General features: G+C 67.4%; 16 protein-coding genes and 1 tRNA gene. 8 read left to right on the top strand and 9 right to left on the bottom strand.

All coding sequences use genetic code 11. The annotated features are described in order from the left end of the window. Positions 1 to 68: 68 nt before the first annotated feature. Positions 69 to 2,363 carry a glycosyl hydrolase family 28-related protein gene (locus tag GIY56_RS05590; RefSeq protein WP_154763799.1) on the top strand — a complete coding sequence of 765 codons (2,295 nt, stop codon included), beginning with the start codon at positions 69 to 71 and terminating at the stop codon, positions 2,361 to 2,363. Between the two features lie 39 nt (positions 2,364 to 2,402). Here GIY56_RS05590 and GIY56_RS05585 read toward each other — a convergent pair whose 3' ends face one another. Continuing rightward, complete coding sequence (locus GIY56_RS05585; RefSeq protein ID WP_154763798.1) at positions 2,403 to 2,876, bottom strand: HugZ family pyridoxamine 5'-phosphate oxidase; 474 nt, start codon at positions 2,874 to 2,876, stop codon at positions 2,403 to 2,405. 212 nt (positions 2,877 to 3,088) lie between these two features. Between GIY56_RS05585 and acs the strand changes: the two genes are divergently transcribed. The 3 genes from acs to GIY56_RS05570 all read left to right on the top strand — a co-directional run bounded on the left by acs (position 3,089) and on the right by GIY56_RS05570 (position 7,464). Beyond that, positions 3,089 to 5,044, top strand: coding sequence for an acetate--CoA ligase (acs, locus tag GIY56_RS05580; protein ID WP_154763797.1), 1,956 nt, complete (start codon positions 3,089 to 3,091; stop codon positions 5,042 to 5,044). 194 nt (positions 5,045 to 5,238) lie between these two features. Further along, positions 5,239 to 7,032 carry an MFS transporter gene (locus GIY56_RS05575; protein ID WP_230312291.1) on the top strand — a complete coding sequence of 598 codons (1,794 nt, stop codon included), beginning with the start codon at positions 5,239 to 5,241 and terminating at the stop codon, positions 7,030 to 7,032. Positions 7,033 to 7,101: 69 nt separating this feature from the next. Next, positions 7,102 to 7,464, top strand: coding sequence for a response regulator transcription factor (locus GIY56_RS05570; protein WP_154763796.1), 363 nt, complete (start codon positions 7,102 to 7,104; stop codon positions 7,462 to 7,464). Between the two features lies 1 nt (position 7,465). Here GIY56_RS05570 and GIY56_RS05565 read toward each other — a convergent pair whose 3' ends face one another. From GIY56_RS05565 to GIY56_RS05540, 6 genes are all read right to left on the bottom strand, one after another. Further along, the gene (locus GIY56_RS05565) at positions 7,466 to 7,738 is read right to left on the bottom strand and encodes a hypothetical protein (RefSeq protein WP_154763795.1); all 273 of its coding nucleotides are present in this window, start codon (positions 7,736 to 7,738) and stop codon (positions 7,466 to 7,468) included. Between the two features lie 61 nt (positions 7,739 to 7,799). Next, positions 7,800 to 8,198 (bottom strand): hypothetical protein, encoded by a 399-nt coding sequence (locus tag GIY56_RS05560; RefSeq protein WP_154763794.1) that lies wholly within the window; start codon positions 8,196 to 8,198, stop codon positions 7,800 to 7,802. A 121-nt stretch (positions 8,199 to 8,319) separates the two neighbouring features. Next, positions 8,320 to 8,535 carry a hypothetical protein gene (locus GIY56_RS05555; protein ID WP_154763793.1) on the bottom strand — a complete coding sequence of 72 codons (216 nt, stop codon included), beginning with the start codon at positions 8,533 to 8,535 and terminating at the stop codon, positions 8,320 to 8,322. Positions 8,536 to 8,726: 191 nt separating this feature from the next. Beyond that, complete coding sequence (locus GIY56_RS05550) at positions 8,727 to 9,509, bottom strand: metal ABC transporter permease (RefSeq protein WP_154763792.1); 783 nt, start codon at positions 9,507 to 9,509, stop codon at positions 8,727 to 8,729. After that, positions 9,509 to 10,267: a metal ABC transporter ATP-binding protein gene (locus GIY56_RS05545; RefSeq protein WP_154763791.1), complete on the bottom strand. Its 759-nt coding sequence runs from the start codon at positions 10,265 to 10,267 to the stop codon at positions 9,509 to 9,511. The genes GIY56_RS05550 and GIY56_RS05545 overlap by 1 nt, the downstream gene beginning before the upstream one ends. Then, on the bottom strand, positions 10,264 to 10,701 hold the full coding sequence (locus GIY56_RS05540) for a Fur family transcriptional regulator (protein WP_154763921.1): 438 nt from the start codon (positions 10,699 to 10,701) through the stop codon (positions 10,264 to 10,266). Before GIY56_RS05540 ends, GIY56_RS05545 begins: the two co-directional genes overlap by 4 nt. A gap of 159 nt (positions 10,702 to 10,860) precedes the next feature. Between GIY56_RS05540 and GIY56_RS05535 the strand changes: the two genes are divergently transcribed. Continuing rightward, complete coding sequence (locus tag GIY56_RS05535) at positions 10,861 to 11,751, top strand: zinc ABC transporter substrate-binding protein (protein ID WP_154763790.1); 891 nt, start codon at positions 10,861 to 10,863, stop codon at positions 11,749 to 11,751. A 128-nt stretch (positions 11,752 to 11,879) separates the two neighbouring features. Beyond that, complete coding sequence (gene hemP / locus GIY56_RS05530) at positions 11,880 to 12,056, top strand: hemin uptake protein HemP (RefSeq protein WP_154763789.1); 177 nt, start codon at positions 11,880 to 11,882, stop codon at positions 12,054 to 12,056. A gap of 45 nt (positions 12,057 to 12,101) precedes the next feature. Here hemP and GIY56_RS05525 read toward each other — a convergent pair whose 3' ends face one another. After that, a complete protein-coding gene (locus tag GIY56_RS05525) occupies positions 12,102 to 13,799 on the bottom strand; it encodes a pseudouridine synthase (protein ID WP_154763788.1) in 1,698 nt (565 codons plus the stop codon). A 110-nt stretch (positions 13,800 to 13,909) separates the two neighbouring features. On the opposite strand from GIY56_RS05525, the gene GIY56_RS05520 reads away from it, so the two are divergent. Together GIY56_RS05520 and GIY56_RS05515 are read left to right on the top strand one after the other, a co-directional pair. Further along, positions 13,910 to 14,362, top strand: coding sequence for a nucleoside deaminase (locus GIY56_RS05520; RefSeq protein ID WP_154763787.1), 453 nt, complete (start codon positions 13,910 to 13,912; stop codon positions 14,360 to 14,362). A gap of 40 nt (positions 14,363 to 14,402) precedes the next feature. After that, positions 14,403 to 14,476: transfer RNA gene (locus GIY56_RS05515), tRNA-Gly, on the top strand. A gap of 22 nt (positions 14,477 to 14,498) precedes the next feature. On the opposite strand, the gene GIY56_RS05510 is transcribed toward GIY56_RS05515, so the two are convergent. Further along, positions 14,499 to 14,810: a hypothetical protein gene (locus GIY56_RS05510; RefSeq protein WP_154763786.1), complete on the bottom strand. Its 312-nt coding sequence runs from the start codon at positions 14,808 to 14,810 to the stop codon at positions 14,499 to 14,501. Between the last annotated feature and the right edge of the window lie 5 nt (positions 14,811 to 14,815).

Raw genomic sequence — 14,815 nt, 5'->3', positions numbered from 1 at the left:
AGGCGGCGTTAACCGTTTCGTAACTATCCCTTCACCCATGCGCCTGCCGCGGCTGAAGGAGATAGGTCATGAACATCGCGATCACCAACGGGCTTTTGCTGATGCCGCCCGCCTTCCGGGGCGGGCTGAACGCCTGGTCCTGCACGGACGGCACGCCGGGCAGCGCCACCTGGGGATCCGCCGACAACGGCGCGCTGGTCCCGGCGGACCAGGACTTCGGCACCTGCCTCGAGGTGATGAAGCAGCAGACCACGACAAGCGTCCGCTTCATGGGCGAAACGCCGATGATCCCGGGCGTTTACCTGCGCGTCTCGGCCCGCATCAAGGCGGTGGCCGGGGCGCTGTGTTCCGCGCGCATCGCCGGATGGGCGGGCAACGGGTCGCGCGGCCATGTGACCGGCCTGGTCGAGGTCGGGCCGACCGTGCCCCTGACCGCCTATGGCGAGGTGGTGGAAATCAGCGCCATCGTCGGCGTCGGATCGCGGCGCGGCGTGGACATGGCCTGGGGCACCGCGCCGGTCTATGGCCATTTCGGGCTGGATCTGGTGGGCGCGAACGGCGGCGCCTTCCGCATCGAATCGGTGCGGATCGAGGACGTGACGGCGGCCTTCATCCCGTCCCTGATCGACTGGGTGGACGTGCGCGACTATGGCGCCAAGGGCGACGGCGTCACCAACGACCGCGCGGCCTTTGTCGCAGCGGACAATGCCGCGAATGGCGGGTCCATCCTGGTGCCCGAGGGGACGTTCTTCATCAGCGGAGACCTGGGCATCAACAGCCGGATCCGCTTCAAGGGCACCATCCGCACGCCCGCCGACACCACCCTGTCCCTTCTGCAAAGCTATGACTTCCCCACCTATGCCGACGCCTTCGGCAGCGAGACGCTGGGCATGAAGAAGGCGTTGCAGGCGTTGTTCGGCTATACCGACCATGTCTCGCTGGACCTGTGCGGGCGGCGCGTCGATCTGGACGAGCCGCTGGTCATCAGCGCGCTGGCCCCGGACCTGACCGGCTTTTCCAACCGCCGCGTGATCTGCAACGGCAGCATCGGCGTCACCGCGGGCACCGCCTGGGACACCGGCAAATGGACCAGCGCGGCCACCTATGACCCCGCGCAGCCGCTGCGGCTGTCGAACGTCGCCAATGTCGCCGCCATCGAGGTCGGCAGCCGCGTGATCGGCAACGGCGTGGGGCGCGAGGTCTATGTGAACGCCAAGGACGTGGCGGCCAGGACGCTGACCCTGTCGCAGCCGCTTCATGGCGGGGCAGGGACGCGCAGCTATGCCTTTGAACGCTATCGCTATCTGTTCGACTTTTCGGGGGTCGAGCAGATCTCGCGGCTGAACTTCGTCGATCTGGACCTGAACTGCGAGGGGATCGCCAGCGGCATCATGCTGCCGCCCAAGGGGGACATGATCGCGCTGCGCGACTGCTACATGACCAAGCCCAGGGACCGGGGCATCACCTCGATCGGGCGGGGCTGCCAGGACATGCTGGTGGACCGCTGCCAGTTCCTGTCCAACGAGATGGACCTGCCTGCCCAGCAACGCAACACCATCGCCATCAACGTGAACGCCAATGATGTGAAGATCCGCGACAACCGCTTTGTCCGCTTCGCGCATTTCATGGTGGCCGACGGCGGCGGGCACATCATCTCGGGCAACCACTGGTTCCAGGGCGACGGGTCGGGCGAGGGGTTGCGCTATGCCGGCCTGGTGCTGACCCAACCCAACGTGCAGACCACGATCAACGGCAACTACATCGACAACGCCTCGATCGAGTGGACCAACGAACACAGCGCCACGCCGAACTACACCGGGTCCGAGTTCAGCTTTGGCGGGCTGACCATCAACGGCAACACCTGCCTGTGTTCCAACACCGCCGCCTGGTTCACCTGGCTGACGGTCAAGCCTTATGGCACTGGGCATTTCATCCACGGGCTGACCGTGACCAGCAACGTCTTCAAGGCGCTTTACGGCGACATCGACCGGATCGAGCGGGTGGACACGTCGATTGCCGACCTGAACTACGGCAACATGCGCAACCTGCAATTCGAGGGGAACACCTTCAACGGGGTCAGGAACTATGTCTCGAACCCGTTGATGCTGCAGCACAACCAGACTTCGGCCTCGACGACCTGGACCCTGCCGGTGATCGAGGGGCTGCCCTTCAAGGGATGGGCCAAGTCGGTCCAGTCGGTGATCGCGGAAACGGCCATCACCAATGCCGCGGGGGCGCGGACCGATGCCGCCCCCTGGGTCCAGACCGAGATCGGGACGACCAAGCGCCAGGTCCGCCTCAACTGGCCCTCGGCGGTGAAGGGCAGGGTCAGCATCTATGCCCGGATGGACCGCCCGCAGTAAGGAACCCGGACCGCCGCGGCATCGTCGCGGCGGTTTCTTTTAGGCAAGGCCAAGATCGGCGGGCGTCAACCGGAACGCCGCGCCGAAGCCTGCGTTCAGGAAACCCGCCTGCGGTCGAAGCCGCCAGAAGCGGAAATCGGGCAGGTCGATGAAGACCGCCGCCTTGGGATGCGCCTGCAACCAGCGGTCGCGCAGATCGGCTCCCTCGATCACCGCCGCCGTCACCTGCAGCGACAGGCGCGGCCAGGTCATCGGATCGCCCCGTTCGCCCTGCGTTTCCACCAGCAGCGCGGCGCGGGGATCGGCGGCCAGCGCGCGGCTGTGGACCGCCAGCCCGGACAGCAGCGCCACCGGGGCGCCGTCCGCGTCGATCTGGCAGGCGATCTTCGACAGATGCGGGTGGCCGCTTGCCGAATCGTTTACCGCCAGCACCGCGTGGCGCATCGCCCCCAGCATCTGCCGTGCGGACAGGCGGGCATCGTCGGTCGTGGCGCGGATCGGATCCTTGGACATGGGCAAAGGCTGCCGTTCTGGCGAGGGCTTTGCAAGTTTGTGAATGATTTACATTTCCCCACCATCATTGGTCAATTAATTTTCAAAATTATCCTTTTCATGAAAACACTTAACAGCAAAGCAGGATTGTGATTAACATTATCCCGGGGAACGGCAGAAAGCTTGCCGGGTGCCGCCAGCAGGGCGGCAGGCAAGCGAAGCGAGGAGGGAAGATGACCATCGAACCGATTGAAAAGCATCCGATTCCGGCAGGGTTCGACAACGCGCTCTGCGGTCCGGCGGATTACGCCCGCCTTTATGCCGAATCGATCCGGGATCCCGAATCGTTCTGGGGCCGCGAGGGCAGGCGCCTGGACTGGATCCACCCTTATAGCGTGGTCAAGAACACCGACTTCACCTTCGGCAAGGTGTCGATCAAGTGGTACGAGGACGGGATCCTCAACGCCTCGGTCAACTGCATCGACCGGCACCTGCCCGCCCGCGCCAACCAGACCGCGATCATCTTCGAGCCGGACGATCCCGCAACGCCCGCCCAGCACATCACCTATGCGCAACTGTCCGAGAAGGTGAACCGCTTCGCCAACGTGCTGTTGTCCCAGGGCATCATGCGCGGCGACCGGGTGGTGATCTATCTGCCGATGATCCCCGAGGCGGCCTATGCGATGCTGGCCTGCGCGCGGATCGGGGCGATCCATTCCATCGTCTTCGCGGGCTTTTCGCCCGACGCGCTGGCCAACCGCATCAACGATTGCGGCGCCAAGGTGGTGATCACCGCCGACACCGCCCCGCGCGGCGGACGCCGCACGAACCTCAAGTCGAACACCGACGCGGCCCTGCTGCACTGTTCGGACCGGGTGCGCTGCCTGGTGGTCAAGCACACGGGCGACCAGACGACCTGGATTCAGGGCCGCGACGTGGACGTGAAGGCGCTGATGGAAACCGCCAGCCCCGACTGCCCGCCCCGCCCGATGGGGGCCGAGGACCCGCTGTTCATCCTGTATACCTCGGGGTCCACCGGCAAGCCCAAGGGAGTCGTGCACACGACCGGCGGCTATCTGGTCTATGCCGCGATGACGCACCAATACACCTTCGATTACCGGGACGGCGACGTGTTCTGGTGCACGGCGGACGTGGGTTGGGTCACGGGCCATAGCTATATCGTCTATGGCCCGCTGGCCAACGGCGCGACCACCGTCATGTTCGAGGGCGTGCCGACCTGGCCCGACGCCGGCCGCTTCTGGGAGGTTTGCGCCAAGCACAAGGTGACGCAGTTCTATACCGCGCCGACCGCGATCCGGTCGCTGATGGCCAAGGGCACCGATCCCATCCAGGGCCACGACCTGTCGTCCCTGCGCATCCTGGGTTCCGTGGGCGAGCCGATCAATCCCGAGGCCTGGAACTGGTACAACGACAATATCGGCAAGAACCGCTGCCCCATCGTCGATACCTGGTGGCAGACCGAAACCGGCGGCCACCTGATCACGCCGCTGCCCGGCGCCATCGAGACGAAGCCCGGCTCCGCGACGGTTCCCTTTTTCGGCGTCAAGCCCGTGGTCCTGGAGGCCGAGAGCGGCAAGCTGGTCGAAGGCAACCCGGCCGAGGGCGTGCTGTGCATCGCTGACAGCTGGCCCGGCCAGATGCGCACCCTGTGGGAAGATCACCAGCGGTTCCAGGAGGCCTATTTCCAGCAATATCCCGGCTATTACTTCACCGGCGACGGCTGCCGCCGGGACGAGGACGGGTATTACTGGATCACCGGGCGCGTGGACGACGTGATCAACGTCAGCGGCCACCGCATGGGCACCGCCGAGGTCGAATCGGCCCTGGTCGCCCATGAGAAGGTCGCCGAGGCCGCCGTGGTGGGCTATCCGCACCCGCTGAAGGGGCAGGGCATCTATGCCTATGTCACGCTGATGAACGGCGTCCAGCCCTCGGACGAATTGCGCGGCGAGCTGGAAAAATGGGTCCGCACAGAAATCGGACCCATCGCCAAGCCCGACGTGATCCAGTGGGCGCCCGGGATGCCCAAGACCCGTTCGGGCAAGATCATGCGCCGCATCCTGCGCAAGATCGCCGAGAACGATTATGGCGCCCTTGGCGACATCTCGACCCTGGCCGAACCCGAGGTGGTGGACGACCTGATCGCCAACCGGATGAACCGGGGCTGATTTCCGCACACGGGCCATCCGGCCCGCTTGCGACCGCGAAAGGGCGGCATCCGGTGAGGAGGACCGGGCGTCGCCAGACCTGCCTGACGAGCGATCCCCCGCACGCGTTCCGATGCCCGGAAACGCGACCGGAGAAGGCTTGACCGTCAGGTCCCCACGCCAGCCCGCCGGCTGGCCCAACAGGAGGAGGATTGATGGCTTACGCATCGCCCGACGCGAGGACCCGTTCGCGTCCCATGACATCCGAGGAAAAGAAGGTCATCCTGGCCTCGTCCGCGGGCACGATCTTCGAATGGTACGACTTCTACCTTTACGGCTCGCTGGCCTCGATCATCGGGGCGCAGTTCTTCACGGCCTTCCCGGAATCGACGCGCAACGTGTTCGCGCTGCTGGCCTTCGCGGCGGGCTTCCTGGTGCGTCCCTTCGGCGCGCTGGTCTTCGGCGCCCTGGGCGACGTGATCGGGCGGAAATACACCTTCCTGGCCACCATCCTGATCATGGGCGCCTCGACCTTCCTGGTCGGCCTGCTGCCGGGATACGCGTCCTGGGGCATCGCCGCGCCGATCATCCTGATCGCGCTGCGCATGTTGCAGGGCCTGGCGCTTGGCGGCGAATACGGCGGGGCTGCGGTCTATGTGGCCGAGCACGCGCCATCGAACCAGCGCGGCTACTTCACGGCCTTCATCCAGACCACGGCCACGCTGGGGCTGCTGTTGTCGCTGGTCGTGATCCTGCTGGTCACGGCCTATGTCAACGGCAACTATCCGACGGTGCCGCAGGTGGGCCTGGACGGCCAGCCGCTGCTGGACGCCACCGGCGCGCAGGTCATGCTGGAGCCGTTCCGTGCCTGGGGCTGGCGCATCCCGTTCCTGGGTTCGGTCTTCCTGCTGCTGATCTCGCTGTATATCCGCCTGCAGATGAACGAATCCCCGGCCTTCAAGAAGATGAAGGAAGAAGGCGCCGCGTCCAAGGCGCCGCTGAAGGAAGCCTTCGGCAACTGGAAGAACGGCAAGATCGCCCTGATCGCGCTCTTGGGCCTGACGGCGGGCCAGGCCGTGGTCTGGTATTCGGGCCAGTTCTACGCGCTATTCTTCATCCAGAACGTGATCAAGGTCGATCAGTTCAGCGCCAACGTCTTCGTGGCCTGGTCGCTGATCCTGGGCACCGCCGGGTTCATCTTCTTCGGGTCGCTGTCGGACCGCATCGGCCGCAAGCCGATCATCCTGGGCGGCTGCGCCCTGGCCGCCGCGACCTACATGTGGGTCTTCCCGATGCTGACGGCGGTCGCGAACCCCGCGCTGCACGCCGCCCAGCAGATCCCCGTGACGGTCACGGCCGCCCCCGAGGATTGTTCCTTCCAGTTCAACCCGGTGGGCACCGCGCAGTTCAACAACAGCTGCGACATCGTCAAGGCGACCCTGTCGAAATCCTCGGTCAATTCGGAAACCGTGGATGCGCCGGCGGGCACCGTGGCCTCGGTCCAGGTGGGCGAGACGGTGGTGCAGGCCTATGACGCCAATGCCCTGACGGGCGACGCGCTGGCCGCGGAAAAGGCTCGCTTCACGGCGGAAATCAACGCCGCGCTGACGGCTGCGGGCTATCCGCTGACGGCGGCCGACAACACCACCATCGCCAAGGCCGACCACTTCTTCGACATCTTCAACGCCCAGAACATCAAGATCGTGCTGATCCTGACCTATCTGATCGTGCTGGTGACGATGGTCTATGGCCCGATCGCGGCGCAGCTGGTGGAACTTTACCCGACGCGGATCCGCTATTCCGGCCTGTCGCTGCCCTATCACATCGGCAACGGCTGGTTCGGGGGCCTGCTGCCCGCGACCGCCTTCGCGATCTCGGCCCAGACCGGCAACATCTATGCGGGCCTGTGGTATGCCATCGTGATCGCGGTGATGACGGTGATCATCGGCACCCTGTTCGTGCCGAACAACAGCCACAAGAAGGACATCTTCGCCGACGACGGCGTCTGATCCCTACGCAAGGGCGGGCCGGATCACCCCGGCCCGCCGTCACCGTTTCAGATCGGGAAGGCGCGGCCCATGGCCAGGATTCTTGTCGTCGAGGACGAGGACAACATCGCCATCGCGCTGGAATTCCTGCTGGCCCGCGAGGGACACGCCCATTCCCGCCTGTCGGAAGGCCGTGCCGCCCTGGCGGCAATCCGCGACGAACGTCCCGATCTTGTCCTGCTGGACGTGATGCTGCCCGACATCTCGGGTTACGAGATCGTCGAGCTTCTGCGCGCCGATCCCGGCCTGTCGGGGGTGCGCATCCTGCTGATGACCGCGCGCGGCTCGGTTGTCGAAAAGCGCCGCGGGCTTGCCCTGGGCGCGGACGGGTTCATCGCCAAGCCCTTCGAGCTGTCGGAACTGCGCGCCGAGATGACGCGGCTGCTGGGCTAGGCTACCGGCGCGCGCGCCACAACGACCAGGCAGCCAGTCCGATGGCAAGATAGGCGGCATTGACTGCCAGCCCCGTCAGCACCTGCGTAAACAGCGGCTCGGGGCGGGTGGTGGCGCCGGTCAGCGGGATGATGACCGCGACGAAGACTGCCCCCGCCGCCAAGGGCAGCAGCATCCCCGTCACCGGCCGGTTGCGCAGCGCCGTCAGCAACAGGGCGATCAGCAGGCCGATGCGGAACACGTCCGTGGCCTGGGCCGCAAGCAGGTCCGCCATCATCCATTCCCCCGTCTTTTCCGCAGCCTAGACCGGGGATCGCCGGGCCGTCCAGATCAGATCACAGCGGGATTTCCGGCTGGTCTGGATCGACCGGAACCCGGGGCGGGGCAGGGGCGGCATCGTCCGGCTCGCGCAGCGATTCCCCCAGCGGCGGCGGCGGGGGCGCAGCGGCCTTGCGGCGGATCAGGACATCGCCGTTCTCCAGACGCTCGGGCGGGTCATAGTTGCCCAGGTCGTCCACCAGCACCGCCAGATCCTCCAGCATGGGCGCAAGCTCGGCCAGGGCGCCGCCCATGTCCTGGCCCAACCGGTTGAGGTCTGGACCAAGCTCTTTCCACAGGTTTTCGGCGATGATGCCAAGGCCGCGTTCGACAAGGCCAAGCCCGTCCTCGGTCCCGGTCTGGGCGGGTGCCGGTCCCGGCATGGCAAGCAGGACCAGGATCAGAAGCCGGCGCATGATCACCCCGCGTTGGCTGGCGTGGCGTCATGCTACGCCCCCGGGGGGCGGCCTTCAACGGAAAAGGGCTGGCCCAAGGCCAGCCCTTTAAACCTGACGGAACCGGGGTTCCGTTCAGAAATCAGCTGTCGTCGTCGTCGTCATCCGAAGCGACGGCGGCGATCACACCCAGCAGCAGCAGCGCCGGGACAACCAGGCCGGCGTTGGTCGAAGCGGGACGCTCCTCCACAACGACAGGCTCAACGTCGACGACGGGGGCGACATAGCCACCGGCCAGAGCCGACGAAGCGGTCAGGCCGAGGGCGGCAGCGAAAATAGCGAATTTGGTCATGATCATGCTCCGTTTCGTTGAAGGCTGCCGTCACCGGCAACATCGAGGCGACAGTTGCACAATCCCCCGAGGTTTGAAAGCCGCATTGATTCAAATCCGTCGCTGGCTTGTGCAGACTGTTGCATATTGGCCAACACCCTCGGGGACCTCCGGTTCCTGCCAAAACGCCTGTCAGCAGCGGGTGTGGCAATCCTGCACTAGCCTCGCCGAAATGCCTGCGACAGGGCGAAAATCACCGCCGCCGCGCTGACGATGGAAGGGCCTGCGGGCGTGTCCAGGTGCAGGCTGGCCGACAGCCCCGCCAGAACGGCGAAGCTTGCTATCAGCGTGGCATTGCCGGCCATCCATTCCGGCGTGCGCGACAATCCGCGGGCGGCTGCGGCGGGAACGATCAGCAGTGCCGAAATCAGCAGCGATCCGACGACGCGAATCGACAGCGCGACCACAACCGCAAGGGCCACCGACAGGATCAGCCGTTCGACGCGCGGGTCGATTCCCGCGGCCATCGCCAGCTCCTCGTTGACGGATGCGGTCAGCAGCCGCTGCCAGCGCCAGGCCAGCAAGGCCAGCACCCCCGCGGCGCCCGCCCAGATCAGCGCCAGGTCGCCCCGGCCCACGGCCAGGATGTCGCCGAACAGATAGGCCGACAGATCCGACCGCGCCTGCGGCACGAAGCTGATCGCCACCAGCCCGACGGCGAGCGCGGAATGGGACAACACGCCCAAGACGGTGTCCATCGCCTGCCCGCGCGTGGCCAGCACCGAGACGGCCAGCGCCATCGCCAGCGCCACCAGCATCGTTCCCGCATAGATCGAGGCGTTGAAGGCTAGGCTGACCGCCACCCCCAGGATCGCCGCATGAGCGGTGGAATCGCCGAAATAGGCCATGCGCCGCCAGACCACGAAGCTGCCCAAGGGTCCCGCGACCGCGGCCACGCCAAGCCCCGCCAACACGGCGCGGATGAAGAAATCGTCCAGCATCAGGATGCCCCGGCGTGGTCGTGCGGGTGCAGGCAGGCCGCATCGTGGTCATGGTCGTGGTGGTGCTGGTAAAGGGCCAGCGTGCCCTCGGACCCCGCGCCGAACAGGGCGCGGTATTCGGGGGCGCTGCTGACATGCCGGGGCGTGCCCTCGCAGCAGATGTGCCCGTTGAGGCAGATCACCCGGTCGGACGCCCGCATCACCACCAGCAGGTCGTGGCTGACCATCAGCACCGCCGCCCCGGACTGGCGGCGCACCTCGGCGATCAGCTGGTAGAAGGCGACGATGCCGGGCTGGTCCAGGCCCTGCGTCGGCTCGTCCAGCACCAGCAGATGCGGGTCGTGCAGCAGCGCGCGGGCCAGCAGAACGCGCTGGAACTGGCCGCCGGAGAGCTGCGTCAACTGGCGCGCCTCGACGCCCTCGACCCCCGTGCGGGTCAGGACCCTTGCCGCGACCTCGTCGGGAACGCGGCGGGGCAGGGACAGGAAGCGCCGCACGGTCATGGGAATGGTGGTGTCCACCTGCACCCGCTGCGGGACATAGCCGATGCGCAAGCCCGCCCTGCGCGTCACCCGGCCCGCCGCCAGCGGCATATGCCCCAGCAACGCCCGGATCAGCGAGGACTTGCCCGACCCGTTCGGGCCAACCACGGTGACGATCTCTTGCGGGTCGATGCGGAAATCCACGTCCTGCAGGACCGTGTCATGGCTGCCGGGGCGCAGGATGGTCAGGCCTTGGGCCTCGATCAGCGCGCTCATGCGCCCGCTCCGGTCCGGGCCTCGGCGCAGGCGGGGCAAAGGCCCAGGGCCTCGATGGTGACGCGCTCGACCGCGAAGCCGGTTTCCGCCGCCAGATCGGCCAGGGCGCTGCGCACGGGGGCGGCGGGCAGTTCGGCCAGCGTGCCGCAGGTGCGGCAGATCAGGAAGGCGGGCGCATGGTCATGGCCCGGATGCAGGCAGGCCGCAAAGGCGTTCAGCCGTTGCAGGCGGTGCGCAAGGCCATGATCGACCAGGAATTCCAGCGCGCGATAGGCGACCGGCGGCTGGTGGCCGAAGCCCTCGGCGGCCAGGCGGTCCAGCACCTCGTAGGCGCCCATCGCGCGGTGCGATTCCAGCAGGATTTCCAGCGTGCGGCGGCGCACGGGGGTCATGCGGCCGCCCTGTTCGGCCAGCCTGCCTGCCGCCTGATCCATGGCACGGACCTCGCAGGCGCGGTGGTCGTGGGGGGCAAAGGCCGGGGTGGGGCTGTCGGTGCTGTCGGTCAATGTCGTTACTTTATCACATTCCGGTTGACGTGTTATCATGTAACATGGAAAGGAACGGTCCTGCAATCGACGAACAAGGGACATCCGATGCGCCTCCTGCTTTCCACGCTGGCCTTTCTGGCCGCCACCCCCGTCCTGGCCGAGCCGCCGCGCGTCGTGGCCGACACGCCGGTGACGGCATCGCTGGTCCGGCAGGTGATGGGCGAGGGCGCACCCGTGCAGGTGCTGCTGCCGCAAGGGGCCAGCGCGCATCACCACCAGATGCGGCCCTCGGATGCGCGGGGGTTGCAGGAGGCCGGGCTGCTGGTCTGGACGGGGCCGGAGCTGACGCCCTGGCTGGATCGGGCTGCGGGGTCGCTGGCGGACGGGGTGGCGCAACTGCGCTTGCTGGAGGTGCCGGGCACGCATCTGCGCCGCTATGGCGAGGATCACGGGCATGACCATGACCATGATCACGACAGCACCGACCCCCATGCCTGGCTGGATCCGGCCAATGCGCGGCTGTGGCTGACGGCAATCGCCGAGGCTTTGGCGGCGAAAGATCCCGATAATGCGGAAACCTATGCGCGCAACGCGGCCCGGGCCGGCCAGCGCATTGCCGACCTGGACGCCAGCCTGCAGGCGCGGCTTGCCCCGCACGAAAAGGCCAGCCTTGTCGTCTTTCACGACGCTTATGGCTATTTCACCGACCATTACGGCCTGCGCCCCGCCATCGCGGTATCGCTGGGCGATGCCAGCGCGCCCTCTGCCGCGCGCTTGTCGGCCATCCGGGACCAGATCGCGGCGGCAGGCGCGGCCTGCGCCTTTCCGGAACATGCCAGCGATCCGAAGCTGGTCCGGATGGTGATCGAGGGATCGGGCATCCGCATGGGCGATGAGTTGTCGCCCGAAGGCGGCACAGAAAGCCGGGGACCGGATCTTTATTTCGACCTGATGGGTGCCATGGCGCAGGCCATCGACGATTGCCTGTCCCGCTAAGTCTTTGTTCATCGCTGGTTTATGCCGCTCACCGCAGCCCCGGAAAATTTCCGACTAAATTACTTTGACATTCCACAGTGATTTTGTCAGATTTCCAGGGACCAAGGCTTAACCCCAAGAGGCTGACCATGACCGCAGCGCGCCCCGCCGATTTCCAGCAACCCGCGACCAGCGTTCTGTCGCGCATCCCGCAGCATGACGCGACGGCGCTGACGCGGGGCGGCAACCAGGCGCTGATCGTGCTGGACGAGCAGATCTACCAGCTGCGCATCACCCGCGCGGGCAAGCTGATCCTGACGAAGTGATCCCGTCCGGGCCGCGCGGACGCGCAGGCCCGGAACCGGCGCGGATCACCCGCGCGGCTTGCCTCCGGGCCGGCCGCCCGGTTTTCCCGCAGGACGCCCGCCCGGCTTGCCCGCGAACCGGGCCTCCCCGCCCGAGCCGCCGCGCGCCGGTTTCGGCCCGCCCGGCTTGCCGAAGGGCTTGCGATCGCCCGCGGGCTTTCCCTCGCCGCGCGGCTTGAAGCCCCGTTCGCCCGCAGGCTTGCCGTCACGCGGACCGAAGCCGGGTTTCCCCTCGCCACGCGGCTTGAACCCGCGCTCGTCCGCAGGCTTACCCTCTCCGCGCGGCTTGTAGCCGCGTTCGCCCTCGGGCCGGTCGCCTCGGGGCTTGTAGCCGCGATCCCCTTCGGGCCGGTCGCCACGCGGCTTGAACCCGCCTTCCGGCTTGTCGCCACGCGGCTTGTAGCTGCGCTCGCCGTCCGCCTTCTCTCCACGCGGCTTGAACCCGCCCTCGGGACGATCCCCGCGCGGCTTGTAGCTGCGTTCGCCTTCGGGCCGGTCGCCCCGGGGCTTGAACCCGCCTTCCGGTTTGTCACCGCGCGGCTTGTAGCCGGGCTTGCCGCCCTGGCCGTCACGCGGCGCGGGCTTGGCGAAGCGCGGCCGATCCTCGGCGCTTTCGGCACGCGGTTTGCCGGACCAGGGCCGGGCGGGACGGTCGCCATCGGCGCGCGGCTTGCCCTGGAAGCGGGACCGTTCGCCGTCATCCGATCCGCCAAAGCGCGGCTTGGCGGGCTTGTCCCCCCAGGATCGGGCCGGGCGATTCGCGTCGTCGCGCGGACCGCCGGGCTTGCGGGCAAAGCGGCTTTCGCCGTCCGCACCGCCCGCCGCCGACCGGAACGTGCGGCGCGGCGCGTCGCCATCCTCGCGCGGTTTGCGGGGACCTTCGGCGCCGCGCGGGCGCATCTCGCGTTCCTTGGGCGCGGTGTCCTCGCCCGTCAGCAACCCGCCCAGCTGGTCGCGCAACACGCGCTTCTTGACCTCGACCACCTCGTTCTTTTCCATGCCGGTCAGCTTGAAGGGACCATAGCCGATGCGGATCAGCCGGTTCACCTGCAGGCCGACATGGGTCATGGCGCGGCGGATTTCGCGGTTCTTGCCCTCGCGGATGCCGACGGTCAGCCAGGCGTTCGCGCCCTGCTGGCTGTCCAGCTTGATCTCCATCGGGGCGAAATCCTCGCCCTCGATGGTGACGCCCCGGCGCAGGGGGGCGAAGGTCATGTCGTTGGGCGTGCCGTTCACCCGCACGCGGTACCGCCGCAGCCAGCCGGTCGAGGGCAGCTCCAGCCGCCGCTTCAATTCGCCGTCATTGGTCAGCAGCAGCAGCCCTTCCGAGGTCAGGTCAAGCCGCCCGACCGTCATCACGCGCGGCAGGTCGCGGGGCAGGGCGTCGAACACCGTCTGGCGGCCCTTTTCGTCGGATTCGGTCGTCACCAGTCCCAGCGGCTTGTAATACAGCCACAGCCGCGTTTCCTGCGGCTCGTCCAGCTTTTTTCCATCCACGGTGATGTGGTCGGTGGGCAGCACGTCCAGCGCGGGGCTGTCGATCTTTTTCCCGTTCACCGTCACCCGGCCTTCCAGGATCATCCGCTCGGCATCCCGGCGGCTGGCCACGCCCGCCCGCGCCATCACCTTGGCGATGCGGTCGGGGGATTGGTCCGGTGTGGCGGCGGGGGCCGGATGGGGGGCGGGGGTCGTGTCGTCGGTCATGGCGATCTCTCCTGCGCATCGCTGCGGTGGCAAAGGCGCGTGTGTATCGGACGCGCGGGTCGGGGGAAAGGGCGACTTGCACGACGGCTGCGCCCTTGCGACAAGCGGGCATGAGCCGCTTCACCTCTCATATGGCGCTGGCCCTGGATCAGGCAAGGGCTGCCGCCGATCGGGGCGAGGTGCCGGTGGGCGCCGTTGTCGTCTCGCCCGACGGGCGGGTGGCGGCGGCGGCGGGCAACCGCACGCGGGAACTGTCCGACCCCACGGCCCATGCCGAGATCCTGGCGATCCGCGAGGCCTGCCGCCTGGCAGGGTCCGAACGCCTGCCGGGCCATGACCTGTGGGTCACGCTGGAACCCTGCCCGATGTGCGCGGCGGCGATTTCAGCCGCGCGGATCGGGCGGCTGTATTACGGGGCCAGCGACGTGCGGATGGGCGGGGTGGAGCATGGCGCGCGGGTTTTCGACCATCCGCAATGCCATCATCGCCCGCAGGTCTATGACGGCTTGGGCGCCGATCAGGCCCGGGCGCTGCTGCGGGGGTTCTTCCAGGGGCGCCGATGACGGTTGCACGCCCCGCGCGGCTGACTTATACCGGCCCCATGCGGGTGTAGCTCAATGGTAGAGCAGCAGCCTTCCAAGCTGAATACGTGGGTTCGATTCCCATCACCCGCTCCAAATTCCTTTCCCGACGCGCGGATCACTCGACGGAACGGACATCGCTGCGCAGGACGGACTGCACCTGCAGGCTGTCCGGATCGACGCGGACCAGATGCCCGTTCGATAGGGCATAGCGGCTGCCGCGCAGGTCGGAACCCAGGCCGTAATGGCCGGGGTGTTCGATGAAATGGACCTCGGCGGCCTGCAGCACGTCGCCGGGGGACAGGGCGCGGGCTTGCTTGCGGGGGGTTTCCTGCGAGGTGCCCTGCGCCTGCGGGGCGAAGTTGGCCGAGAACGCGACCACGAGAGCCGCCGCCAGAACGGTCAGGATCATGGATGGCTTCGGGTTCATGGCGG

Source organism: Paracoccus lichenicola (genome assembly GCF_009708075.1).
Lineage (GTDB): Bacteria > Pseudomonadota > Alphaproteobacteria > Rhodobacterales > Rhodobacteraceae > Paracoccus > Paracoccus lichenicola.
Note: the sequence above shows the minus strand (reverse complement) of the source record. Positions and strands in the feature narration are given on the sequence as shown.

Excerpts from the sequence above, each read along its gene's own strand:
- GIY56_RS05590 (WP_154763799.1), top strand. The coding sequence starts at position 69 with ATGAACATCGCGATCACCAACGGGCTTTTGCTGATGCCGCCCGCCTTC.
- GIY56_RS05560 (WP_154763794.1), bottom strand. The coding sequence starts at position 8,198 with ATGCGCCGGCTTCTGATCCTGGTCCTGCTTGCCATGCCGGGACCGGCA.
- GIY56_RS05575 (WP_230312291.1), top strand. The coding sequence starts at position 5,239 with ATGGCTTACGCATCGCCCGACGCGAGGACCCGTTCGCGTCCCATGACA.
- acs (WP_154763797.1), top strand. The coding sequence starts at position 3,089 with ATGACCATCGAACCGATTGAAAAGCATCCGATTCCGGCAGGGTTCGAC.
- GIY56_RS05535 (WP_154763790.1), top strand. The coding sequence starts at position 10,861 with ATGCGCCTCCTGCTTTCCACGCTGGCCTTTCTGGCCGCCACCCCCGTC.
- GIY56_RS05550 (WP_154763792.1), bottom strand. The coding sequence starts at position 9,509 with ATGCTGGACGATTTCTTCATCCGCGCCGTGTTGGCGGGGCTTGGCGTG.
- GIY56_RS05520 (WP_154763787.1), top strand. The coding sequence starts at position 13,910 with ATGAGCCGCTTCACCTCTCATATGGCGCTGGCCCTGGATCAGGCAAGG.
- GIY56_RS05540 (WP_154763921.1), bottom strand. The coding sequence starts at position 10,701 with ATGGATCAGGCGGCAGGCAGGCTGGCCGAACAGGGCGGCCGCATGACC.
- GIY56_RS05545 (WP_154763791.1), bottom strand. The coding sequence starts at position 10,267 with ATGAGCGCGCTGATCGAGGCCCAAGGCCTGACCATCCTGCGCCCCGGC.
- GIY56_RS05555 (WP_154763793.1), bottom strand. The coding sequence starts at position 8,535 with ATGATCATGACCAAATTCGCTATTTTCGCTGCCGCCCTCGGCCTGACC.
- GIY56_RS05565 (WP_154763795.1), bottom strand. The coding sequence starts at position 7,738 with ATGGCGGACCTGCTTGCGGCCCAGGCCACGGACGTGTTCCGCATCGGC.
- GIY56_RS05510 (WP_154763786.1), bottom strand. The coding sequence starts at position 14,810 with ATGAACCCGAAGCCATCCATGATCCTGACCGTTCTGGCGGCGGCTCTC.
- hemP (WP_154763789.1), top strand. The coding sequence starts at position 11,880 with ATGACCGCAGCGCGCCCCGCCGATTTCCAGCAACCCGCGACCAGCGTT.
- GIY56_RS05525 (WP_154763788.1), bottom strand. The coding sequence starts at position 13,799 with ATGACCGACGACACGACCCCCGCCCCCCATCCGGCCCCCGCCGCCACA.
- GIY56_RS05570 (WP_154763796.1), top strand. The coding sequence starts at position 7,102 with ATGGCCAGGATTCTTGTCGTCGAGGACGAGGACAACATCGCCATCGCG.
- GIY56_RS05585 (WP_154763798.1), bottom strand. The coding sequence starts at position 2,876 with ATGTCCAAGGATCCGATCCGCGCCACGACCGACGATGCCCGCCTGTCC.